Source organism: Pseudomonas sp. GW821-FHT07B01 (assembly GCF_059419065.1).
In genome coordinates this window covers 12,357-35,378 of record NZ_JBWKRA010000016.1, presented here as the reverse complement: position 1 = coordinate 35,378, position 23,022 = coordinate 12,357, and the positions used below count along the sequence as shown (strand labels likewise).

19 protein-coding genes are annotated in these 23,022 nt (G+C 50.6%); all 19 read left to right on the top strand.

Features of this window, described 5'->3' with window-relative positions:
* Window positions 1-31: 31 nt before the first annotated feature.
* The 19 genes from rpsA (at window position 32) to AC07S6_RS18085 (ending at window position 23,008) form a co-directional block, all read left to right on the top strand.
* Window positions 32-1,717 (top strand): 30S ribosomal protein S1, encoded by a 1,686-nt coding sequence (rpsA, locus tag AC07S6_RS18175; protein WP_003189774.1) that lies wholly within the window; start codon window positions 32-34, stop codon window positions 1,715-1,717.
* A 160-nt stretch (window positions 1,718-1,877) separates the two neighbouring features.
* Window positions 1,878-2,162, top strand: coding sequence for a hypothetical protein (locus AC07S6_RS18170; RefSeq protein WP_116665066.1), 285 nt, complete (start codon window positions 1,878-1,880; stop codon window positions 2,160-2,162).
* A 130-nt stretch (window positions 2,163-2,292) separates the two neighbouring features.
* Window positions 2,293-2,589 (top strand): integration host factor subunit beta, encoded by a 297-nt coding sequence (gene ihfB, locus AC07S6_RS18165; protein ID WP_003189779.1) that lies wholly within the window; start codon window positions 2,293-2,295, stop codon window positions 2,587-2,589.
* Window positions 2,590-2,613: 24 nt separating this feature from the next.
* The gene (locus tag AC07S6_RS18160; RefSeq protein ID WP_495112736.1) at window positions 2,614-2,844 is read left to right on the top strand and encodes a LapA family protein; all 231 of its coding nucleotides are present in this window, start codon (window positions 2,614-2,616) and stop codon (window positions 2,842-2,844) included.
* Between the two features lie 338 nt (window positions 2,845-3,182).
* Window positions 3,183-4,565, top strand: a complete 1,383-nt coding sequence (locus AC07S6_RS18155) for a Wzz/FepE/Etk N-terminal domain-containing protein (protein ID WP_127882135.1) — start codon at window positions 3,183-3,185, stop codon at window positions 4,563-4,565.
* A 502-nt stretch (window positions 4,566-5,067) separates the two neighbouring features.
* A complete protein-coding gene (gene wecB / locus AC07S6_RS18150; protein WP_034126692.1) occupies window positions 5,068-6,204 on the top strand; it encodes a non-hydrolyzing UDP-N-acetylglucosamine 2-epimerase in 1,137 nt (378 codons plus the stop codon).
* A 2-nt stretch (window positions 6,205-6,206) separates the two neighbouring features.
* Entirely contained in the window at window positions 6,207-7,472 is a 1,266-nt protein-coding gene (gene wecC, locus AC07S6_RS18145; RefSeq protein ID WP_034126693.1) for a UDP-N-acetyl-D-mannosamine dehydrogenase, read from the top strand.
* Window positions 7,469-8,917, top strand: coding sequence for a mannose-1-phosphate guanylyltransferase/mannose-6-phosphate isomerase (locus AC07S6_RS18140; protein ID WP_034126694.1), 1,449 nt, complete (start codon window positions 7,469-7,471; stop codon window positions 8,915-8,917). Before wecC ends, AC07S6_RS18140 begins: the two co-directional genes overlap by 4 nt.
* Window positions 8,918-8,943: 26 nt before the next feature.
* Entirely contained in the window at window positions 8,944-9,981 is a 1,038-nt protein-coding gene (gmd, locus tag AC07S6_RS18135; RefSeq protein WP_034126695.1) for a GDP-mannose 4,6-dehydratase, read from the top strand.
* Entirely contained in the window at window positions 9,965-10,879 is a 915-nt protein-coding gene (locus AC07S6_RS18130) for a GDP-mannose 4,6-dehydratase (RefSeq protein ID WP_495112735.1), read from the top strand. The genes gmd and AC07S6_RS18130 overlap by 17 nt, the downstream gene beginning before the upstream one ends.
* Window positions 10,880-10,960: 81 nt before the next feature.
* Window positions 10,961-11,941 (top strand): glycosyltransferase, encoded by a 981-nt coding sequence (locus AC07S6_RS18125; RefSeq protein ID WP_230633838.1) that lies wholly within the window; start codon window positions 10,961-10,963, stop codon window positions 11,939-11,941.
* 46 nt (window positions 11,942-11,987) lie between these two features.
* Window positions 11,988-13,235, top strand: coding sequence for an MATE family efflux transporter (locus AC07S6_RS18120; RefSeq protein WP_495112734.1), 1,248 nt, complete (start codon window positions 11,988-11,990; stop codon window positions 13,233-13,235).
* A 17-nt stretch (window positions 13,236-13,252) separates the two neighbouring features.
* Window positions 13,253-14,563, top strand: coding sequence for an oligosaccharide repeat unit polymerase (locus AC07S6_RS18115; protein ID WP_230633839.1), 1,311 nt, complete (start codon window positions 13,253-13,255; stop codon window positions 14,561-14,563).
* A 10-nt stretch (window positions 14,564-14,573) separates the two neighbouring features.
* Window positions 14,574-16,502 carry an asparagine synthase (glutamine-hydrolyzing) gene (gene asnB / locus AC07S6_RS18110; protein ID WP_248130578.1) on the top strand — a complete coding sequence of 643 codons (1,929 nt, stop codon included), beginning with the start codon at window positions 14,574-14,576 and terminating at the stop codon, window positions 16,500-16,502.
* A gap of 99 nt (window positions 16,503-16,601) precedes the next feature.
* Window positions 16,602-18,746, top strand: coding sequence for a bi-domain-containing oxidoreductase (locus tag AC07S6_RS18105; RefSeq protein WP_495112733.1), 2,145 nt, complete (start codon window positions 16,602-16,604; stop codon window positions 18,744-18,746).
* Window positions 18,747-19,027: 281 nt separating this feature from the next.
* Window positions 19,028-20,572 (top strand): heparinase II/III family protein, encoded by a 1,545-nt coding sequence (locus AC07S6_RS18100; RefSeq protein WP_495112732.1) that lies wholly within the window; start codon window positions 19,028-19,030, stop codon window positions 20,570-20,572.
* Between the two features lie 2 nt (window positions 20,573-20,574).
* Window positions 20,575-21,792: a glycosyltransferase family 4 protein gene (locus tag AC07S6_RS18095; RefSeq protein ID WP_495112731.1), complete on the top strand. Its 1,218-nt coding sequence runs from the start codon at window positions 20,575-20,577 to the stop codon at window positions 21,790-21,792.
* The gene (locus tag AC07S6_RS18090; protein ID WP_034126702.1) at window positions 21,789-22,385 is read left to right on the top strand and encodes a sugar transferase; all 597 of its coding nucleotides are present in this window, start codon (window positions 21,789-21,791) and stop codon (window positions 22,383-22,385) included. The genes AC07S6_RS18095 and AC07S6_RS18090 overlap by 4 nt, the downstream gene beginning before the upstream one ends.
* Window positions 22,382-23,008, top strand: coding sequence for an acetyltransferase (locus AC07S6_RS18085; protein WP_248130582.1), 627 nt, complete (start codon window positions 22,382-22,384; stop codon window positions 23,006-23,008). The genes AC07S6_RS18090 and AC07S6_RS18085 overlap by 4 nt, the downstream gene beginning before the upstream one ends.
* Window positions 23,009-23,022 lie beyond the last annotated feature (14 nt).

Below are 23,022 nucleotides of genomic sequence, written 5' to 3'. Positions count from 1 at the left end.
GTATTCTTCGCCCTTATCAACAGGAATTAAAATGAGCGAAAGCTTTGCGGAACTCTTTGAAGAAAGCCTAAAAACCCTGAACCTTCAGGCAGGCTCCATCATCACCGGTGTTATCGTTGATATCGATTACCAAGCTCGCTGGGTAACCGTTCACGCTGGTCTGAAGTCTGAAGCTCTGATCCCGCTGGAACAGTTCTACAACGATGCTGGTGACCTGACTATCAATGTCGGTGACGAAGTTCACGTTGCTCTGGACTCGGTTGAAGACGGTTTCGGTGAAACCAAGCTGTCCCGTGAAAAAGCCAAGCGCGCTGAATGCTGGATTGTTCTCGAAGCAGCCTTCGCAGCTGAAGAAGTGGTCAAGGGCGTTATCAACGGTAAGGTTAAAGGCGGCTTCACTGTCGACGTTAACGGCATCCGTGCGTTCCTGCCAGGTTCTTTGGTCGACGTTCGTCCAGTGCGCGACACCACGCACCTGGAAGGCAAAGAACTGGAATTCAAAGTCATCAAGCTCGACCAGAAGCGCAACAACGTTGTCGTTTCCCGTCGCAGCGTGCTGGAAGCAGAGAACTCCGCCGAGCGTGAAGCTCTGCTGGAATCCCTGCAGGAAGGCCAACAAGTCAAAGGTATCGTCAAGAACCTCACCGATTACGGCGCATTCGTCGATCTGGGTGGCGTCGATGGCCTGCTGCACATTACCGACATGGCTTGGAAGCGTATCAAGCATCCTTCCGAAATCGTCAACGTTGGCGACGAGATCGATGTCAAGGTTCTGAAGTACGATCGTGAGCGTAACCGCGTTTCCCTGGGCTTGAAGCAGCTGGGCGAAGATCCATGGGTTGCTATCAAGGCTCGTTACCCAGAAAGCACTCGCGTAACTGCGCGTGTTACCAACCTGACCGACTACGGCTGCTTCGCAGAGCTGGAAGAAGGCGTGGAAGGCCTGGTACACGTTTCCGAAATGGACTGGACCAACAAGAACATCCACCCTTCGAAAGTCGTACAAGTCGGCGACGAAGTGGAAGTTATGGTTCTGGACATCGACGAAGAGCGTCGTCGTATCTCCCTGGGCATCAAGCAGTGCAAATCTAACCCATGGGAAGATTTCTCTGGCCAGTTCAACAAGGGCGATAAAATCTCCGGCACCATCAAGTCGATCACCGATTTCGGTATCTTCATTGGTCTGGACGGCGGCATCGACGGCCTGGTTCACCTGTCCGACATCTCCTGGAACGAAGTTGGCGAAGAAGCTGTTCGTCGTTTCAAGAAGGGCGACGAGCTGGACACCGTTATCCTGTCGGTTGACCCAGAGCGCGAGCGCATCTCCCTGGGCATCAAGCAACTGGAAAGCGATCCGTTCTCCGAGTACGTTCAAGAGAACGACAAAGGCGCCATCGTTAAAGGCACTGTGAAAGAAGTTGACGCCAAAGGCGCCATCATCGTTCTGGCCGACGATATCGAAGCGACTCTGAAAGCCTCCGAAATCAGCCGTGACCGCGTTGAAGACGCGCGCAACGTTCTGAAAGAAGGCCAGGAAGTAGAAGCCAAGATCATCAGCGTTGACCGCAAGAGCCGCGTGATTCAGCTCTCCATCAAGTCGAAAGACGAAGTGGAAGAGAAAGAAGCTATCCAGAGCTTGAAAGAAGCTGCTCCGGAAGCTGCTGCTGACACCACCATGGCGGCACTGCTGCGCCAGGCAATGGCTAAGCAGAACTAAGTTCTGTAAAGCTGTAGAAAAAGGGCGACTTCGGTTGCCCTTTTTTGTGCCTGAAATTTGATGAAGCAACTGCATCGAACCAAGGCATTCAGCCCAATGTCAGAACTGACTATAGTCTTAAAAACGGCTATTTCGCGTTGCTGACTCAATAAGGGTTTGAATGAACAGAATTATCGTAATACTCGCCCTGCTGATGCTTGCAGGCTGCTCCTCCACCAGCGCCAAGACCCACGCCAAGCGTGGCGTCAGCGGTATAGAGGTCGACTGCTCTGGCCTGGGCAACAAGTGGGAAAAGTGCGAGAAGCGCGCCGCCCGTGAGTGCAAGATGCAGGGCTACAAGGTCATTACCCGCTCCAGCGATGCAGAGGACGAAGAGGGCGACTACCTGTTCGGCTGGAACCCTGCTGGCGCGGTAACGCGGACCATGTTGGTGATCTGTAAGTAAGGCGTTGGCTGCTCGCTGAGCGTGTTTATTCAGCCTCAGATAAGTTGACACATGGGCTGTTCAAATTCATCAACTCATGCTAAAACCTTCGGAGCGCTTTTCCTAGCTGCTTGAAAAAGAAGGGAAAAATATGACGAAGTCGGAGTTGATCGAACGAATTGTCACCCATCAAGGGCTGCTCTCATCCAAGGATGTGGAGCTGGCTATCAAGACCATGCTTGAGCAAATGTCCCAATGCCTGGCCACCGGAGATCGCATCGAGATCCGCGGCTTCGGCAGCTTCTCACTGCACTACCGCGCACCGCGCGTAGGTCGCAACCCAAAAACCGGCCAGTCCGTTAGTCTCGACGGCAAATTCGTTCCGCACTTCAAGCCGGGCAAGGAATTGCGCGATCGGGTGAACGAAGAAGAGGAAGAAGGCGTCTGAGTGTTTTTGAGTAAGGAGAAGGGTATGCGTGGGGTTAAGCGCGTTGTTGCGGTTTTGATTGCGGTGCTTGCGGCTTTGGTGGTTCTGGCGTTTGTGCTGGAGAACCAGCAGGGTGTGGCACTGTCGTTCCTGGGATGGAGTACTGCGCAGATGCCGGTGGCGGTGTTTGTGGTGGGGGCTTTGATTTTGGGGATGTTGATTGGGCCGGTGTTGGGGATGGTTGTGCGTAGGCGTCGGGGTAAGGCGGTTGCTTAAGGTTTAAGTCTTGGTTGGCAGTTGTGATGGGGATCAGCGGTGTTGGTGACCGTTTGTCAGAAACCTTATCATGTCGAGCGCTTTGAGCTGCGTAGGGACCTATCCCCGTTGGTTGCGACAGTTCTCTTGGGAAATTCAGAATCGCCCTACATACATGTCAAGACTTGTAATATGTCGAAGAGATGGCAGAATGGAATCTGTTCTCGATAACAGGCATTTTGTGCGCTCAAAATTTGGCAGAGACGCTGGGTTTTGGCGGTCACCCAATTAGAATAAAAAAAACGCAATTTTGTCTGCATAACGAGCCCGCAGTTTCTCTTTGAAGGCAGGTTTTTGTTGTGAGTAGTAGCCTCCGTATTCCCCCAGCACCTATATCCGACGGGATCGACCTTGTCGCGATGTTTCAATCTGTTTGGCAGCAAAAAAAGCTGCTGGCTCTGGTGACCTTAAGCTGTGTGCTAATAGCAGCTTCTTATGCTTTCCTCGCGACTCCTGAATATAAGGTCAGTTCTGTGCTGCGGCCGGCTGCCATCAATGAGTTGGATGCGCTCAATCGCTCTGAGATTTATCAGTTGCCACCCTCCGAAGCTCTACTCCGGGTCGGCGCAGCGCTGGATTCTTACGATGCTCGATTGGCTTTCTTTAGGGCCAACCCCAAGTTGTTCGAAAAATTTGTGCGTCCGGGTCAAACGCTTGAGCAAAGTTTTGAAGATTTCAACCGAAACTCTATTCGGTTGATTCTTCCAGAGCCTGAAAAGAAGAATTTGCTGAGCGCTTATGTAAAACTTGAAATGACCTATCCTAAAGGCGTTGATGGGGTCGCTATTCTTAATGGTTTTGTCGATTATGCCATCGCCAGTGAGCGTGAAAAAGTTGCTGCCGACTTGAAGGTAATTGTCAATAACCGTCTTAGCGAGTTGAAGGGTAAGCTTGAAGCCGCTCGCTCGGGTTATGATATTGAAAAAACTGCCAAAATAGCCTCGTTGCAGGAGGCCGACTCATTGAGGCTTGCGCAGCTTCAGGATGAGTTAAGGGCGCTTCGTGCCCAGTTGAAAACGCTTCGTAATGATCGAATCGCTCAGTTGAATGAGGCAATTGGTATAGCCAAGTCCTTAGGCATCCAAAAACCTACTACACCCTCTTCATTGGGTGAGTCGGGGAGTGCTGTAGCTGGTAGCGTAATGCGAACAGAGATCAATAACCAGCAAACGCCTCTATATTTTATGGGGGTGGATGCGCTAAAGGCAGAGCTCGCTCAGTTAAGAAGTCGGGTGTCGGATGAATTTACTGAGCCGCGTATCGCTCAGATTGCCAAAGAAATTCAGCTATTGGCATCCAATCGAGAAGTTGAGGTGCTGAAAGCTCGGAAAAATGAAGAAATTTTTCTTGCTGGGGTTCAGCCGCTGCGAGCTGAGATGTCTCGACTAAGCAGTCTAAATATTGACATGACCAAGCTGAAGTTGGTGAGTGTCGATCAGCAGGCACTTGAGCCGTTGGCGCCAGCGAGCCCGAATCGGCCGCTGGTGCTTCTGCTTGGCTTGCTCCTGGGCGGGGTGCTTGCGATATGTATTGCGCTCGCCAGGCAGGCAATACAGGGAGGCAAAATTATCGCGCATAACGGAAAGGTTGATTCTATCTCTATTGCTAGTTCTGACCCTCGTACAGAAGGGGATTTATCCGGTCGGCGTTCACGGAGCGGTAATAGTTTGCTGGCGAAATGATCCGCTATTCGTGAGGCGTTTGGCCTCACTTTTTTATGTGTTAGGGAACGCTGGCTAGCTGACCACGTCGGACTGGGAGGCGTTGGATGGGGCTCGGGGTAATGTGTGTGTTCTCTACGTAGGTTTGGGCCTGGCTGGAGGGCACTATCGCCAATAGGCGAATGATCTCATGGGGGTAACCAAGGTCGTTATGGTGTAGGTCAGAGGCTTGGTTGCTCACAGAAAGCCCTTGCGGCGATCGATATAACTGGTTGAGCGCGGGTTTGTTTGAGCTTTGAGGGTAAGGCGGCGGCCAGTTTCCGATGGCTGGAATTGCGAGGGCGTGCGAAATGGGCTTGCTCGAAGAGAGACGTTATGTCGTCAGTACGCTTGTTAATGTTATGCTGCCGAGCAGAAGCGGCCATGGCCTGAACAGTATAACCGGTAGGTTTGGCAGGAACATGCTCAGATCGCCAGTTTCGAGCTTATTCTCTGACTAAATTATGATATGGAATCATCGGTAATGACTTTAAAGATTTTGAGTGTTTTCGGTACGCGACCGGAAGCTATAAAAATGGCTCCCTTAGCTCTGGCGTTGCGCGCAGATGAGCGTTTTGACGCTAAGATCTGCGTCACGGGGCAGCACCGTGAAATGCTGGATCAAGTGTTAGAGTTGTTTAAACTCGAACCTGATTTTGATCTCGCTATTATGAAGAGTGGTCAGGATCTTACTGATGTGACGACTTGCATTCTTCAAGGGATGAAGGAAGTATTTCATAATTATAAGCCTGATATTGTACTGGTGCATGGTGATACTGCAACCACATTTGCAACTACTTTGGCAGCTTACTATAAGCAGATTCCTGTGGGTCATATTGAGGCCGGTCTGCGGACAGGTAATCTTTATTCTCCTTGGCCAGAAGAAGCCAACCGAAAGCTGACGGGAGCCCTGGCATGTCTCCATTTTGCTCCGACCGAAAGATCGCAGCAGAATCTCCTCCGTGAAGGGATAGCATCTAGTTCCGTGTACGTGACAGGCAATACCGTTATTGATGCACTACTTGAGGTCGTGCAGAAGCTGGAATCTGATGATCAGCTTAAACAGAAATTTTCAGAGCAATTTTCATTTTTGCGCGACCAGCGCCGCATTATTCTTGTTACTGGCCATCGCCGTGAAAGTTTTGGTGATGGGTTCGAAAGAATATGCAGTTCGCTTGCTTCGATTGCGCATGAATTTGATGATGTTGAAATCGTATATCCTGTTCATCTGAATCCAAACGTTCGTGAGCCTGTCAATCGTTTATTGGCCGGTATCGATAATGTTCACCTTATAGAGCCGTTAGACTACCTTCCGTTCGTCTATCTTATGAATCGTTCGTACTTGATTTTGACGGATTCTGGTGGCGTGCAAGAGGAAGCGCCATCCTTGGGTAAGCCTGTCTTGGTCATGCGCGATACGACTGAGCGACCCGAGGCAGTTGAAGCGGGCACAGTCAGGTTGGTTGGGACCAATAGAGAGGAAATAACTCATCATCTGCGTGAACTTCTCTTGAATAAAAACGCCTATCAGGAAATGAGTTTTGCTCATAATCCTTATGGTGATGGTAACGCTTGCGCGCGTATTATCACGGCTCTTGCCAATTTTGATATTAAGGTTTAAATATGGGTTTTTCCACAGTTTCTGTCATCGGTTTGGGTTATATTGGTCTGCCAACCGCCGCCGTTTTTGCTGCGCGTAAGGTGAAAGTTGTTGGTGTTGATGTTAATCAGAAGGCTGTCGATACTATTAATGACGGAAAAATTCATATTGTTGAACCTGATTTAGATATAGTTGTACATGCCGCCGTGACTGAAGGTTATCTCCGCGCTAGTACTAGCCCTGAGCCGGCCGATGCTTTTTTAATAGCTGTGCCTACTCCTTTCAAGGATGATCACGCTCCGGATCTTTCCTATATTGAGTCCGCAAGTAAGTCTATTGCACCTGTTCTTAAAAGCGGGGACTTGGTCATTCTCGAGTCCACTTCGCCTGTCGGTGCAACTGAAAAGATGGCTTTATGGTTGGCGGAAGCTCGTCCCGACTTGACGTTTCCTCAAACTCATGGCGAAGCATCCGATATTCGTATCGCGCACTGTCCGGAGCGGGTGCTTCCTGGTCATGTGTTACGTGAGTTGGTACAAAATGATCGTGTCATTGGTGGGATGACTCCCAAGTGCTCTGATGCCGCAGCACGATTGTATAAGTTGTTCGTGGAGGGCGAATGTATCATAACAAACGCTCGAACTGCAGAGATGTGCAAGTTGACTGAGAATAGCTTTCGCGACGTTAATATCGCGTTTGCCAATGAATTGTCTATGATATGCGATAAGTTTGATGTTGATGTATGGGAGCTTATAAAGCTTGCCAATCGACATCCTCGTGTCAATATCTTGCAGCCGGGGCCTGGTGTCGGTGGGCACTGTATCGCTGTTGATCCTTGGTTCATTGTAAGTCAGGCAGAAGGCCAGGCCAGGTTGATCAAGACTGCGCGGGAGGTTAATGATTCGAAACCTCAGTGGGTTATGAACAAGGTCGACGCTGCGGTGGCTGATCATCTTTCGCTTCATTCAGAGAAGTCTGAGAAAGACGTCGTCATTGCTTGCTTCGGTCTCGCATTCAAGCCCGATATTGATGATCTGCGCGAAAGCCCGGCTCTGGAAATTACTCGCAATATTTCAAGTCGTCACGCGGGGAAAATTTTAGTCGTGGAGCCTAATATTCTTTCTTTACCTGGCTCGCTCAAAAATGCTGAACTCTGCACAGCAGAAGAAGCGATTTCTCGTGCTGATGTTCTATTGTTACTAGTAGATCACAAACCATTTAAATCTATTCCCGCATCGGCTCTTCAAGGCCGCCAGATTGTTGATACACGTGGAATTTGGCTGGTATGAAGATACTACCCGTTATTATGTCAGGGGGGGCGGGAACCCGACTTTGGCCTCTTAGTCGAACTCTCTACCCAAAGCAGTTTTTGGCTATTTCAGGTCGGGAAACTTTGTTTCAGCAGGCTGTTGATCGAGTTTTGAAGGTAGGTGGGCAAGGTGTCGAGGTACTGCAGCCTTGCATCGTTGCGAATGATGAGCACCGCTTCCTTTGCCTAGATCAGATCCGGGAAATGAATGTTTCTAAAGCTGTTGTCATTCTTGAGCCGGTAGGACGCAATACAGCCCCTGCGCTTACGTTGGCGGCGCTCTATGCACGCGATGAAGTTGGGATGGAGGTTGACCCCGTCCTGGTTGTGGTCCCGGCCGACCAAATGATTCTTGATATTCAAGCCTTTACTGATACGGTCAGTAAAGCTGTAGACGTTGCAAAAGACGGCAGCATTGTAATCTTGGGCATCAAGCCTGATCGCCCTGAAACGGGTTATGGTTATATCCATTCTGCAGACCCCTCTGCCGTCAAGAGGGTGGATTCGTTTGTTGAAAAGCCTGGGCGGTCAACTGCAGAAAAATACTTGGAAGATGGAAGCTATTTCTGGAATAGCGGTATTTTCGTGCTGCGTGCGTCAATCTGGTTGAAAGCACTGAGCGCGTTCAGAAGAGACATCTTCGATGCCACTGAAGCCGCCTGGAAGGGCCGGGCTCAGGATAACGGGTTTATACGACCACAACTGGACGCGTTTTCCCTGATACCGCCAGAGTCGATTGACTATGCTGTGATCGAGCATTGTGCGAAAACGCCGTCAGCCGGCCTGACGTTGAAAATGCTGACGATGGACGCCGGTTGGTCCGACCTGGGGGCATGGGATGCTGTTTGGCGTTCGAGTGAGAAGGACGAAAAACAGAACGCTACCCATGGGGATGTAATATTAGATTCCAGTTCTAATACATTGGTTTACGCCTCTCACCGTTTAGTAACGGCCGTGGGGCTTGAAAATATCGTTATCGTCGAAACGCCTGATGCTGTGTTAGTCGCGGATAAAGACCGCAGTCAGGGCGTGAAGGCCATTGTCGAAGCGTTGAATGTCAAGGTCAGGCCAGAGTCAAAGCTCCATCGCCGCGTTCATCGACCCTGGGGCTGGTACGACAGCATAGATTCCGGCTCGCGCTTTCAGGTGAAGCGTATATTGGTGAAGCCGAAAGCAACGCTAAGTTTGCAGAAGCATTACCATCGGGCGGAGCATTGGATTGTTGTGTCTGGCACCGCAGAGGTGACCTGTGAAGATCGTGTTTTTCAGTTGAATGAAAATCAGAGTACTTATATCCCTATTGGCCATGTTCATCGCCTTTCCAATCCCGGCACTATTCCTCTTGAGATCATAGAAGTGCAGTCAGGAACGTATTTGGGCGAAGATGATATCGTTCGATTTGACGATACTTATGGACGTGTTTAGGGTTTAAATTTTTAGGAGTTGTATCGATGCAGAAGCACGCGCTGGTTACGGGTGTTACAGGTCAAGACGGGGCGTACCTTGTCGAACTACTGTTGTCCAAGGGTTATAAAGTCTACGGCGCTTATCGCCGGACAAGTTCTGTAAGTTTCTGGCGGTTAGAGGAGCTGGGAGTTCTTGAGCATGACGATCTCCACCTCGTAGAATTTGATTTGACTGATCTGTCCGGGGCTATTCGTTTAATTCAGAATTGCGCGCCGGACGAGGTTTATAATCTCGCGGCTCAAAGTTTTGTAGGTGTTTCGTTCGATCAGCCAATCACAACGGCACAGATTACTGGTGTCGGTGCGCTCAATTTGCTCGAAGCAATCCGTATAGTAAATCCCAAGATTCGCTTCTATCAAGCTTCGACATCCGAGATGTTTGGATTGGTCCAGGCGGTTCCTCAATCTGAGAGTACACCCTTCTATCCGCGTAGTCCTTACGGTGTTGCGAAGCTGTTTGCGCATTGGACAACGATTAACTATCGTGAGTCGTACGATATCTTTGCTACCAGCGGCATTCTATTCAATCACGAGTCTCCTCTGCGGGGGAAAGAGTTTGTTACTCGCAAGATTACTGATGCTGTTGCCAGTATCGAAATTGGCAAGCAGCAAGTCCTGGAACTTGGAAATATGGATGCCAAGCGGGATTGGGGGTTCGCTAAAGAGTATGTAGATGGCATGCATCGAATGTTGCAAGTCGACACGCCGGAAACTTTTGTACTCGCTACCAATCGCACTGAAACCGTTCGTGATTTTGTTTCGATGAGTTTTAAAGCTGTGGGTGTTGATATCGAGTGGTCTGGAAGCGCTGAGAACGAGTTTGGTGTTGACCGTCGAACCGGTATCACTAGGGTAAAAGTCAACCCGCGCTTCTATCGACCTGCAGAAGTAGAATTGTTGATTGGCGATGCGTCATTTGCAAAAGAGCGATTGGGTTGGAAACCAGAAACCACACTAGAGCAACTGTGCCAGTTGATGGTTGACGCTGATCTAAGAAGGGTTCGCAATGGCACTTCAAAGTAAAGAGCGGACGGTGCTGATTACGGGGCTTTCGGGTTTCACTGGAAAGCACTTGGCGGAAAATCTCACCAAGGCCGGCTGGCGCGTTGCTGGCCTGGGAGGAGTGCGGCTCGCCTGTGAGTTTGATCACCTAGACGCGGATCTTAATGATACGAAGCGACTAAGTGATTGGATAAAGCAGGTTCAACCTACTCATATTATTCATTTAGCCGCGTTGGCCCATGTTACTGACAGCGATGCCTTATCATACTATCGCGTCAATGTATTGGGTACGGAAAGCCTTCTTAATGCGATTAAGGAGGCGGAGATAGTTGTAGAAAAAATTATAATTGCGAGCAGTGCAAATATTTACGGAAATGCAATCTCGTCGCCTGTTTCTGAAAGCAGTGAGCCGCAGCCTGTTAATCACTATGCGTTGAGCAAATTAACGATGGAGGCGCTTGTTCGCAAGTGGTTTTCTCGTATGCCGATACTCGTAGTGCGGCCTTTCAACTACACTGGCCCCGGCCAATCGGAGTCGTTCGTTTTCTCCAAGATCGTGGGCGCATTTGCTCGAGGGGAAAAAGAGCTCAGATTAGGTAACCTGGATGTTTCTCGTGATCTATCTGATGTGGGTTTCGTGGTTGAGGCATATACAAGATTGTTGACGACTAATCAGCGCAGCGAGTTTATAAATATATGCTCGGGTCGTAGCATTTCCTTGTTAAGCGTGATTGATGAGATGGAGCAGATCGCAGGTTATCGGCCAGCGGTTGTAGTTGATCCTGCCTTTGTCAGAGAGGATGAAGTTAAAGAACTTTACGGCAGTCCAGCCAAACTCTTTGATACGGTAGGTAAAATTGATGTGCCTAGCTTGCACGATACATTGCTATCAATGTATCAGCAGAAGGCATTTGTTTAATATCGTGGCTGGTAACAGGTCGGTGCTCTAGTGCGCATATGTTTTTTTGCTAATATGTCTGCTCATGCTAATTGGCGCGAGATGTTTGACAAAGTCGAGTTTTATCGGGTGGATATCCGAATTCTCAAGGAGCTTGGGCATGAAGTTGTTTTGTCCGGGACGCCAGGCACATTAGACTGGAAGGCGGATCTTTATTTTTGTTGGTGGTGGGGGCACTCGCCGCTTCCATTGCTCGCCGGGAAGCTACGCCGTCGGCCGGTGATAGTGACTGGAGCTTTTGATTATTCTACCTGCCGGAAGGAAATTCCGGGTCTCTGTTACCTAGATCGGCCTTTGTGGCAGAAGGCGGTACTGCGTACCTCTTTGTTGTTAGCTGATCGAAACCTGTTTATCTCAAGATCAGAGTGTGAAGAGGTTACCGCTAACCTGCGTGTCAGAAATCCAGTGTACGCAACGCTAGCGATTGACACCGATTACTATTCTCCTGGCGAGGCTCCAACTGTTGAGTCGGATTATTTTTTCACGGTAACTTGGACGAGCCGTACCAATGCCATTCGCAAAGGGCTCATTCCGACGATAGAGGCGTTCGCGCGGGTTTCGGCTAGTGCCAGCCATCTTCGACTGGTTGTTGCTGGTAAGCATGGTGATTATCTGCAGGAGCTAAAGGCCCTGACACAGCGCTTGGGCATAGAAGAGAAGGTAGAGTTTGTCGGAATGATTTCTGATGAAGAGAAACTGCACCATTATCGAAATTGCCTGGCCTATGTTCAGCCAACGCTTTACGAAGGTTTCGGGCATGCAATCGGTGAAGCACTGGCGTGTGGGGCGCGAGTTATAACTTCTCCACGGGGGGCGGTGCCAGAAGTTGCGGGTGACTTCGCTTACTGGGTCCAGCCAGACAGCCCAGAGGAAATTGCATCCGCCATGGAGGCTGTTGTCGCAACGCCGGTTTGTGCTGAAGACGCCAAAGCCAGACACCAATGGATTTCCTCGAACTATTCCATCGCAGCTCGTCGTTCGGCGCTGAAAAGTGTTCTGGATTCCTTGTCGCTGGCGAAATAAGGAGAGTTCCAGTGAGAGTACACATAAAAGTCGATGGTGGTACCGCGTGTTGAGTCGTCTGATCGGCATGTTTGAAAACTCGAGGCTATTACAGCTTGTTGTTATCACCGCCTGCATTCAAGGTGGGGTAATAATAAGTCAGTTTTTAATCACGCCTTGGGTTGACCCATCAGTTGTTGGCATGGTGCGCTCGCTGGAAACAATTATTGCTCTTGTTATCCTTGCAGGTAGCTTGGGTATGCAGAGTATCGCCATTCGTGATACCGCGGCAAGTAATGGCACTACTGATAAAAATGAAGTGCTTCGACAGGTTTTTCTGCTAGTAGTTATAGCATCAATCGGTGTCATTGCCTGTATATATGTTGCAAATAAGTTCGTGTGGAACTCTGTAATGAGCTCCTACGTGTTTACCACCTGTGGCTTAGTGCTGTTAACTAACTTGCTCCGTGTAACTACGGGGTTTGCGCAGGGTGCGAAGGTGATACGTGAGATTTACTTCGCACTGATGTTGGTTACGGGTGTCAGCATTGTTCTGCATGTTGTGTTGACCAAGTTTTTTGGTATCGAAGGCTGGATGACGGCTCGTTATATTGGAGAGTTGCTCTGTCTTGTTGCTGTGTGGTGGAAGCTGCGGTCGTATATTTTTAGCGCGCTGGATTTTCGCTTGGTAAACAGGCGTGAGTTGATGATGACCGCGAAGTCCGGGGTGACTGTCAATGCAAGTCTATTTGTGCGTTTGATGGTCGATAGTTTGCCCGTACTTATGTTGACTGCTTATCATGTGAAAATTGATGAGATCGGTTTTTTTGGTATAGCTTTGTTGAGTCTTAGTCTTGGTTTGCTTCCACTGACAATCATCGCGCAAAGGGCTATCCCAGATTTGGTGGAAGTAGTCAACGATAAAGAGATGTTGCGTGAAAGGCATCATGCGTTCTTCAGAAGTATGTTGAAGATATCCTCGTCGGTTGCGTTGTTGTTGATGGTGATTTCCCTTGTATGGTTTTTGCTTGTGGGAGGTGTTTACAAACAGGCAGCCATCTATATGTTTGTGCTGGCATTAACGCTGCCGTTGAAAGCTATTGCTCTTGTGAGTGGTACTATGTTGCTTGCATTGCGTGTATTTAGTTTGAGTTTGAAAGTCAATATAGTCGAAGGGCTGAGCGTTGCTTTGATTTTATACTTGAGCATTATGCATTTTGGGGCGTGGGCGGGTGTTTTGGGGTATGCAACGGGTGTTGTTTTGTCCTCTATGCTGCTTTTGGTTGCGGTGAGACTCCGTCTCGCTGATTTATGACTCTAGAGGATAATGCCTTGGAAGATAAATATTCGGAGCAAGGGCGTTTACGAACGCCTATTGGAAAGAGAGTATTTGATTGTTTTGGTTTTGGTTTTTTCTTTATGGTGATCTGGTTTGCCGGCGTGATCGTTCCGCTGTATCCATTCATTATGGGGTTCGATGGGTTTAGTCTGTATTGGAATTTCAACTATTCGGATAAAAGTAGTTCTATAGATTATGCTGTTTTGTTATATGTTCTGGCTTTGGTTTTTGTTTTAATGGGCTGTTGGTTAGGGCGAAAGACTCACTTGAATTTTCCCGTTAGGGTTCGCTACATAGTGAGCTCCAGAATCTTCTCTCAAAGGTCTACAATATTTACGTTAATGGCACTGCTGGCCTTTGCAGCCATTCTTATAATCCTCGGAGGGGTATGGGGGCTGCTTTATGGCGCGAGCGATAGAATAAGAGCATTTGCAGGGTTGAACGGCCTGTTTCTTCTTCAGAATCTGTTTCTGTCTGTCTCGCTTGCCTGGTTTATACGCCTGACGGGCAGTAAAAAAAGAACGCTGTCCGAACGCTTTTGTTTTTGGTTATATTTTTTTAGTGGTTTGTTTATTTGCGCGCTTCAAGGTCAGAAGTCGACAATTTTCATTATTGTATTGGCGATGATTGTCGTTAGGCATTATCGTGTTAAACGTGTCAACCTCATAAAAGGGGCTGTGCTTGGCGGAGTGATGTTTGTCTCTTTAATGGCGTATCATCTTTTTAAGCAAGAATTTCTTGTGGCTGGCAAGTTCTTTTTTATTAACGAAGAGCAAGGTGTTTTTCTATCCTTCATTCACTTTTTGGCGACTCAGTTCACAGGCAACCTAATGCAGTTGCAAACAATGACTGTGCTGGTAGATGCGATGCCTGAAAGGCTTGAATGGCAAAACGGAACAACTCTGTTGATGCTCGTGTTGATTTTGATCCCTTCGGGTCTTTTTCCCGATAAGCCGCTCACTGCCGCGGGTGTATTTACAGAAGCCTTTTGGCCAGATAAATGGCTTTTGCAGGGCACGACAATGCCACCGGGTATTTTTGGTGAGCTTTACATGAATTTTGGTACCTTAGGTGTACTGTTTGGCGGTTTTTTCCTTGGGCTTATAGGAGGACGGCTTTATGGCGCGGTTATCTATAACCCTCAAAGTGATCGAGCGCTAGGTCTATATGCATTGGCGGTGGCTTCCCTGCTTCACCTTTTTCGAGGCGAATTGGCTTCGGTCGCTCTTCTCATAGCGTCTATATTAATACCTTTTTTGTTCTTGAGCTCAAAGCGCGACGAGCCTGTTAACAACCCAATTTAGAGAAATTGATATGTGTGGAATTTTGGGCTACATCCATAACGGAACGCGAGAGTCTATTGATTTCTCTTCAGCGCTTTCGTTTATTCGACGTCGCGGGCCAGATGATCAAGGTGTTTGGTCTGATACCGACGTTGGTGTATGGCTGGGTCAGGTGCGCCTTTCCATTCTTGATACGACTTCAGCCGGGCATCAACCGATGGTCTCTGCCGATGGGCGAGTGGTGATGGTGTTTAATGGTGAAATCTATAACTTTCGTGAGTTAAGAGCTCATCTCGAAGCTGCGGGAGATCATTTTTCCAGCCAGTCAGATTCCGAAGTATTGCTCGCGCTCTTCTGTCGCTACGGAATCGAGTGTTTGAATCGGTTAAACGGGATTTTCGCGGTCGTATTCTGGGAACGTGATACTCAAACACTTTGGGTGGCCCGGGATCAGCTCGGTGTCAAACCGCTTTATATCCATTCCAATAATGGTTGCTTTGCATTTTCAAGTGAAATGAAAGGCTTGATCAGAGGAGGCTTCAGTAAAACTGAAATTGACCCGCAAGCCGTGCTGGCGCACCTTGGTTTTCTTTGGTCGCCAGGCGATCGCACGATTGTGCGGGATATCAAAAAAGTTTTACCTGGCCAAGCCTTATGTGTCCGTAATGGGCATATCGAGAAGAGCTGGTTCTATTATGAACTGCCTATTTCAGAGAAACCTCTGAAAAAAACGGTTGCCGATGTCGCTGTCGATGTCGCCGATGCAGTCAGGACTGCCGTCCAGCGTCAGTTGGTGTCTGATGTACCGTTGGGTTCATTCTTGTCAGGCGGCTTGGATTCCAGCGCCATAGTTGCGTTTGCCGCACAGGAAATACGCGATAAAGGGCGGTTGCAGTGCTTCAGTATTCGTGTCGACAATGGATCCACTGCAAACGAAGGCTTCGCGGATGACCTTCCGTACGCACAGCGCGTTGCCAAGCATCTGGACGTCGACCTACATGTTGTAGGCGTCGGTGACGAGATGATGGATCGTCTACCAGAAATGGTTTATCTGCTTGATGAGCCTACGCCGGATCCAGCTGCACTGAATGCGTTGTTCATTTCCGAGCTGGCAAGCCAGAACGGCATCAAGGTTCTGTTGTCCGGTGCAGGGGGGGATGACATTTTTACCGGCTATCGCCGTCATTTCGCTCTGGCGCAAGAGCGTTGGTGGGGAGGGATGCCTCGCCCGCTGCGCTCGGTATTGGCCCGTAGTTCAAGTTTGCTTCCGGCATCCTCTCCGCTGTCTCGCCGTCTCGGGAAGGCTTTTCGATACGCGGACTTGCCGGCAAATGATCGCTTGATCAGTTATTTCCTTTGGCTTGAGCCTGATCAGGCTTATAGTTTGTTAGCCCCGGACTTGCGACGTGAGTTGGCAGCAGATGATCTGTTTGCCCCCATGCGAGAAACACTCTCGCGGCTACCTTCGGATGCTACGCCCCTGGATAAAATGCTCACTCTGGAGTGCAAGCATTTTCTCACCGATCACAATCTCAATTACACCGATAAAATGGGTATGGCGACGGGCGTTGAAGTGCGTGTACCGCTGCTGGATCTTGATTTGGTACGCCTGGCAGGTTCATTGCCTTCGGATATCAAACAAAAAGGTCGGGAGGGGAAATGGATTTTCAAGAAAGCCATGGAACCCTATCTGCCTCACGATGTTATCTACCGACCCAAGACCGGCTTCGGTGTGCCGCTTCGCAACTGGTTGCAAGGACGTTTGAAGCCTTTGGTCGATGAGGTGCTTTCTCCTGCATCCCTGCTTAAGAGGGGGATTTTCGACCCTAAGGCAGTGGCGCATCTGATCGATGCAGATCGTTCTGGTCGAGTAGACGCTGCCTATACGTTGTTCGGCATCGTTTGCATGGAACTCTGGTGCAAGCAGTACCTGGACGGCAATTTCGCCCTCGACGGTTGAGTGGGCGCCGACGCCCCAACCATATCCGATGGTAGGATAGACAGCTCTATACAAGTTTCTCAGTGATGAGTGAATTTTTAACTTTATTGGTGTGAATGCATGAAGCAGGTTGTTCAGAACATGGCTAGCGGTGAGACGTCATTGGTTAACGCGCCGGCTCCCGCTGTTCGCAGTGGCGCGCTAAAGATCAATACAACCAATACGCTGATTTCTGCCGGCACGGAACGCATGCTGGTAGGGTTTGGGCGGGCCAACTGGTTGGAAAAAGCTCGCCAGCAACCTGACAAGGTTCGTATGGTTCTGCAAAAGGTTCAGACCGATGGCTTGGCGACAACCGTCGAAGCCGTTCGCTCCAAGCTTGCACAACCGTTGCCCCTTGGATATTGCAATGTAGGTGTCGTGGGTGCCGTCGGGAAGGATGTGACCGGCTTCAAGCCCGGCGACCGTGTTGTTTCCAATGGTCCTCATGCCGATATCGTTGTTGTTCCCAAGAATCTGTGTGCCTTGATTCCGGACTCGGTGAGCGATGAAGCCGCCTCGTTTACGGTGTTGGCCAGTATTGGCTTGCAGGGTATCCGGCTCGCTCAACCGACACTGGGGGAAACCTTCGTAGTCACCGGCGTTGGTCTGATCGGATTGATGACGGTTCAACTCCTGCGGGCTCAAGGCTGTCGGGTACTTGCCATTGACTTCGATGAACAAAAGCTGGCTTTGGCTCGCAGTTATGGTGCCGAAACCTGCAATCCCGGCAAGGGAGAGGATGTTGTTTCTGCGGGGATGACGTTCAGCCGCGGAAGAGGGGTGGATGGCGTCATTATCACGGCATCTACCAAGTCTTCCGATCCTGTCACCCAAGCGGCACATATGTGTCGCAAACGGGGGCGTATTGTTCTGGTCGGGGTAACCGGGCTTGAGTTGAGTCGAGCTGACTTCTATGAAAAGGAACTGACATTTCAGGTTTCATGTTCTTACGGGCCCGGGCGCTATGATCCAAGTTACGAAGACCAAGGCAACGACTTCCCGATAGGTTTTGTCCGTTGGACTGAACAGCGCAACTTCGAAGCCGTCCTGGATATGCTCGCCAGCGGCCAGTTGGAAGTTAACTCGTTGATCTCCCATCGGGTTGCATTCGAAGAAGCAGCGGATGCCTATCAGACGCTTACGACGGATAACTCGGCGCTGGGCATCATTCTTCAATACACCTCCCAAGATACCGAGCGAAACATCAAGGAAGTCGTACTGGCACCCGGTGCGGCGGCCAGTTTCGACCCCGTCAAACCTGTTGTTGGCTTCATTGGCGCAGGAAACTATGCATCAAGAATGCTGATACCGGCATTTAAGGCCGCAGGTGCTCAGTTCCATACGATTGTTACTGCCGGCGGTATCAATGGTGTCATTCACGGTAGCAAGGCAGGATTTGCACAGGCCTCGACTGATATCAATGCGATGCTTGGCGAGCGTACGATCAACACCGTCGCAATTGTCACTCGTCACGACAGCCATGCTCATTTTGTCAGCCAGGCGTTGGAGGCAGGTAAACATGTCTTCGTCGAAAAGCCTTTGGCAATTGAAGCCCAGGATCTGGTGACGGTTGAAGAAGCCTATCGAAATGCCGTTGAAAAAGGGCTCAAGCCACATTTGATGGTTGGGTTCAATCGACGTTTTTCGCCTCAGGTACAAAAGATGAAGGCGTTGCTTGCGGCTGTCAAAGAGCCTAAGTCTTTCATCATGACGATGAATGCCGGAGCGATTCCCTCGAATCACTGGACCCAGGACCCCTCAGTCGGCGGTGGCCGTATTATTGGCGAAGCGTGTCATTTCATTGATCTGATGCGCTTTCTGGCAGGTAGCAAAATTGTTTCGATCCAGGCCCGTAAAATGGGGGATACGCCTGCTGTAGCCATTACTGAAGATAAAGCGGCAATTACCCTCGGGTTTGAGGATGGCTCTTTCGGCACAATCCACTATCTGGCCAATGGCGCTTCAAGCTTTCCAAAAGAGCGGGTTGAAGTCTTCGCTGCTGGACGTGTCCTGCAATTGGATAACTTCCGCAAGTTGAAAGGTTTCGGTTGGCCTGGCTTCAGCAAGCTGAATCTCTGGAAGCAGAACAAGGGGCAAAGCGAGTGTGCTGCGGCTTTCCTGGCCGCGGTGGAAAATGGGACTGTCACGCCGATCACCTCTGATGAAATATTCGAAGTGGCACGCGTGAGCATTGAAGTTGCCCGGATTCTGCGCGAGCAATGAGCCTTCTTCTTGTTAAGGCCAAAACTGCGCTAGCTCTCGGTTTTGGCAATCTGGCGCGTGCATTGGGCTACCGGCTTGGGGTCAAGACGGGCTTGAACCCGGTCCGACGCCTTCGGGCTGAAGTTCCCCAGGGACCGTTTTTTGCGGAAAGTGCTAGGCAGGCCGCCTCGTTACCGTGTGCATCCCAATGGGATTCCCAGGTCCGATATTTCGGGGCATGGGAATGCCCTATATCTGATGCACCTCCTGATTGGCATTTGAATCCTCTGAATGGAGTTCGAGTGCCTGATCCTGGACGGGAATGGTGGCGGATTCCTGATTTTGATGCCGCTGTCGGTGATATAAAGAATATCTGGGAAGCGTCGCGCTTTGACTGGGCGTTGACCTTTGCCCAGAAGTCCTGTGTTGGCGGCTCTGCGGGAACTGTACAGTTAAACGCTTGGCTGGCGGATTGGTGCTTCAATAATCCTCCCTATTGCGGTCCTAACTGGAAGTGCGGCCAGGAGGCGTCCATTCGAGTCCTGCACTTGGCAATGAGTTCGGTCATTCTCGAACAGTTTGCCAGCCCATTGCCAGGTCTCGTGGACCTCGTTCTGCTGCATCTCCAGCGTATAGAGCCGACGCTGAGCTATGCGATGGCTCAGGATAATAACCACGGGACTTCGGAGGCAGCTGCGCTTTTTGTCGGCGGCAGTTGGTTGACGTTAAGTGGTCGCCCTGAGGGCGAACGCTGGCAGCGTTTGGGGCGCAGATGGCTTGAAAATCGTGCCGCTCGGTTGATTGAGCAAGACGGCAGCTTCAGCCAGTACTCCGTCAATTATCACCGAGTGATGCTCGACACGTTTTCCATGGTTGAAGTCTGGAGAAAAAAACTGGCGCTCCCGGCGTTCTCTGCCACCTTCCAGCTCAGGGCTCGCGCAGCCGCGCATTGGTTATTTTCGTTAGTCGACGAGCATACGGGTGATGCGCCGAACATTGGCGCAAATGATGGCGCCCGACTGCTCCCACTGACGGATACGGACTATCGCGATTTCAGGCCTGCCGTCCAGTTGTCCATGGCGTTGTTTGCCGGAAAGAGAGCCTACGAAGCTGCAGGTGAGTGGGATCTGCCACTGCGCTGGCTACTGCTGCCGAGTCCATCGTCTGTAGCGGCACGGCCAGCTAGTCAACTGTTTGATCATGGTGGTTATGCATTGTTACGGCGTGAGCGGACCTACGCCGTATTGCGCTATCCGCGATTCCGATTTCGGCCCAGCCAGGCAGATGCCCTGCATGTGGATCTATGGCGTGCAGGTATTAACTTGCTCCGGGACGCAGGTACTTTCAGCTACAACACCTCAGCGCAGTGGTTGAGTTATTTTCCTGGAACCGCCAGCCACAACACGCTTCAATTTGATGGGCGAGACCAGATGCCCAGACTCAGCCGGTTTCTTTTTGGGGAATGGCTGCGAACGCGAGAGGTCGAAAGCCTGGTTGACCAGGTTGCCGACAGCTCATGCGGCGCCACGTATGTCGATGGTAGCGGAGTCCGTCACGAGCGGCACGTCCGTCTGACGGATGCCGGCTTGCAGGTCAGAGATGAATTTACCGGGTTCAAGGATCGTGCAGTTCTACGATGGCGCTTGCAGCCGGGGGACTGGCGGCTTGAAGGCGACGTTCTGACCAACGGCTCGCATCGAATATCGGTCATTGGCAGCATGCCTATCGTTCGTCGAGAGCTCGTCCAGGGTTGGGAGTCTCGTTACTACTTACAAAAAACTGAAGTGCCGGTGCTAGAGGTTGAGGTGACTTCGGCGGGCGTTTTGACTACGGAGTATCACTGGTAGACATGAAAGTCCTTTATTTTCATCAGCATTTTTCGACTCCGAAAGGAGCGACCGGTATTCGGTCTTATGAGATGGCTTGTCGTCTGGTTGCCAGGGGGCACCAGGTGACAATGGTCTGTGGCAGCTATGGTGGTGGCCAAACCGGGCTGGAAAGCCCTTTCGTTGGTGGAAAACGCCAAGGTATGGTCGATGGTATCGAGATCATCGAATTTGACTTGGCGTACTCCAACAGCGATGGCCTGTTTGTCCGAGCGCTGAGCTTTTTGAAGTTTGCCGTGCGCAGTATCGGTATTGCGTTAACCGAGCGTTACGACCTGGTTTTTGCGACCACTACGCCATTGACAGCTGGTATCCCCGGAATATTCGCCCGGTGGTTTCGCAATAAGCCTTTTATATTCGAGGTTCGGGATCTCTGGCCCGAGCTGCCGAAAGCGATGGGCGTCATTCGTAATCCAGTGATCCTTGCTGCCATGTCTTTCCTTGAGTGGGCGAGTTATCGTTCGGCTCACCGTCTCATTGGCTTGTCGCCCGGTATTGTGAAAGGTATTGCGCACCGCGGTGTAGCACATGATCGAATCGAAATGATTCCAAACGGTTGTGACCTTGATATTTTCAACACGCATGCTGAGCCATGGTTGCCGGCTGGCGTGGATAAAAGTCATCTGGTTGCGGTTTTTGCCGGCACTCACGGGGTGGCTAACAACCTGGATGCGGTACTGGATGCGGCTCGAGAACTGAAACTGCGAAAGCGCGATGATATCCGGCTTGTTTTGATCGGGCAGGGCAAGCTCAAACCCGCGCTTCAAAAACGCGCAGCGCAAGAACACTTGGACAATGTGATATTTCACGACCCGGTGAACAAGGCCCGGTTGTCAGGTTTGATGGCCAGCGCAGATCTGGGCCTGCAAATATTGGCAAACGTACCAGCCTTTTACTACGGTACGTCGCCTAACAAGTTTTTCGACTATATCGCTTCGGGGTTACCTGTTTTAAATAACTATCCTGGTTGGCTTGCTGAGATGATCGCCAAGGAAAACTGCGGTTTTGTCGTACCTCCTGACGATGCTGCGCTTTTTGCAGATGCTTTGATACAGGCGGCGGATGATCGTGACGACCTGCTGGAAAAGGGCGCACGCGGCAGAGAATTGGCGGTCAGAGAGTTTGATCGACGCAAGTTGGCCGATCGATTTGTGGATTGGCTGGAGGGTGTTGCCAGATGATCAAGCGTGGGTTTGATTTATTTGCGTCCTTGCTTGGACTAATTCTGCTTTCCCCGGTCATAGCAGTAATTGCCTGGAACATCCGCAAGAAACTGGGATCTCCCGTTCTGTTTCGTCAGGTACGTCCAGGACGTCATGGCAAACCGTTCGAAATGATCAAGTTCCGCACGATGCGAGATGCTCATGATGCGAACGGCGAACCTTTACCAGATTCACAACGCATGACAGTCTTTGGGAGTTTCCTGCGGTCCAGTAGCCTGGATGAATTGCCCGAGTTGTGGAATGTGGTTAAAGGCGATATGAGTCTTGTGGGCCCTCGTCCGCTGCTTATGGAATATCTGCCTCTCTACAACGCGGAGCAATACCGTCGTCATGAGGTGCGCCCGGGCGTGAGTGGTTGGGCGCAAGTCAACGGGCGCAATGCAATCGAATGGGAAGAAAAGTTCAAGCTGGATACTTGGTACGTTGATAATCAGTCTTTTTGGCTGGATATTAAGGTCATTTTCCTGACGATCAAGAAAGTTCTGGTACGTGACGGTATCAGTGCCGAGGGCGAAGCTACAGCATCGAAGTTTACGGGCTCCAAGTCATGAGCCGCCTTGCGGTATTAGGTGCAAGCGGCCATGGCAAAGTCGTCGCGGATACAGCCGAATGCTGTGGATGGGACATCATTGAGTTCTTCGATGACGCGTGGCCTGGCTTGGTTCGAAATGGTGCCTGGAATGTCGTAGGCAACACCGAGAGGCTGATGGCCGCTGTGCATGAATATGACGGAGTGCTGGTGGCGATCGGCAACAATCGGGTCCGCCAAGCAAAACTGTGCCAACTAAAGGCGGCGGGCGCTAAACTGGTTACGCTGCGCCATCCGGGTTCAACAGTCAGCCGGTATGCCACGGTTGGTGAGGGATCGGTGATTTTTGCTGGAGCGGTTGTGAATGCCGATGCGCGAGTTGGCAGTGGCGCTATTCTCAATACGGGCTGCAGTGTTGACCACGATTGTCTATTGGGGTCGTGTGTGCACATCAGCCCCGGCGCCCGGCTTGCAGGGGGCGTCTGCGTTCAGGATATGAGCTGGATAGGCATAGGCGCCTGCGTACGACAACTTGTGAGCATCGGTTCAAAGGTCATGGTTGGCGCTGGAGCCGTAGTAGTCAGAGACGTGCCAGACGAGGTTACAGTCGCCGGAGTACCGGCCAGGTTATTGCACGGTTCTTGAAAAGTCGTCGCTGC

Coding starts and splice junctions, on each gene's coding strand:
- AC07S6_RS18160 (WP_495112736.1), top strand. CDS start 2,614: ATGCGTGGGGTTAAGCGCGTTGTTGCGGTTTTGATTGCGGTGCTTGCG.
- asnB (WP_248130578.1), top strand. CDS start 14,574: ATGTGTGGAATTTTGGGCTACATCCATAACGGAACGCGAGAGTCTATT.
- AC07S6_RS18090 (WP_034126702.1), top strand. CDS start 21,789: ATGATCAAGCGTGGGTTTGATTTATTTGCGTCCTTGCTTGGACTAATT.
- AC07S6_RS18170 (WP_116665066.1), top strand. CDS start 1,878: ATGAACAGAATTATCGTAATACTCGCCCTGCTGATGCTTGCAGGCTGC.
- ihfB (WP_003189779.1), top strand. CDS start 2,293: ATGACGAAGTCGGAGTTGATCGAACGAATTGTCACCCATCAAGGGCTG.
- gmd (WP_034126695.1), top strand. CDS start 8,944: ATGCAGAAGCACGCGCTGGTTACGGGTGTTACAGGTCAAGACGGGGCG.
- AC07S6_RS18140 (WP_034126694.1), top strand. CDS start 7,469: ATGAAGATACTACCCGTTATTATGTCAGGGGGGGCGGGAACCCGACTT.
- rpsA (WP_003189774.1), top strand. CDS start 32: ATGAGCGAAAGCTTTGCGGAACTCTTTGAAGAAAGCCTAAAAACCCTG.
- wecC (WP_034126693.1), top strand. CDS start 6,207: ATGGGTTTTTCCACAGTTTCTGTCATCGGTTTGGGTTATATTGGTCTG.
- AC07S6_RS18105 (WP_495112733.1), top strand. CDS start 16,602: ATGAAGCAGGTTGTTCAGAACATGGCTAGCGGTGAGACGTCATTGGTT.
- AC07S6_RS18095 (WP_495112731.1), top strand. CDS start 20,575: ATGAAAGTCCTTTATTTTCATCAGCATTTTTCGACTCCGAAAGGAGCG.
- AC07S6_RS18125 (WP_230633838.1), top strand. CDS start 10,961: ATGTTTGACAAAGTCGAGTTTTATCGGGTGGATATCCGAATTCTCAAG.
- AC07S6_RS18085 (WP_248130582.1), top strand. CDS start 22,382: ATGAGCCGCCTTGCGGTATTAGGTGCAAGCGGCCATGGCAAAGTCGTC.
- AC07S6_RS18130 (WP_495112735.1), top strand. CDS start 9,965: ATGGCACTTCAAAGTAAAGAGCGGACGGTGCTGATTACGGGGCTTTCG.
- wecB (WP_034126692.1), top strand. CDS start 5,068: ATGACTTTAAAGATTTTGAGTGTTTTCGGTACGCGACCGGAAGCTATA.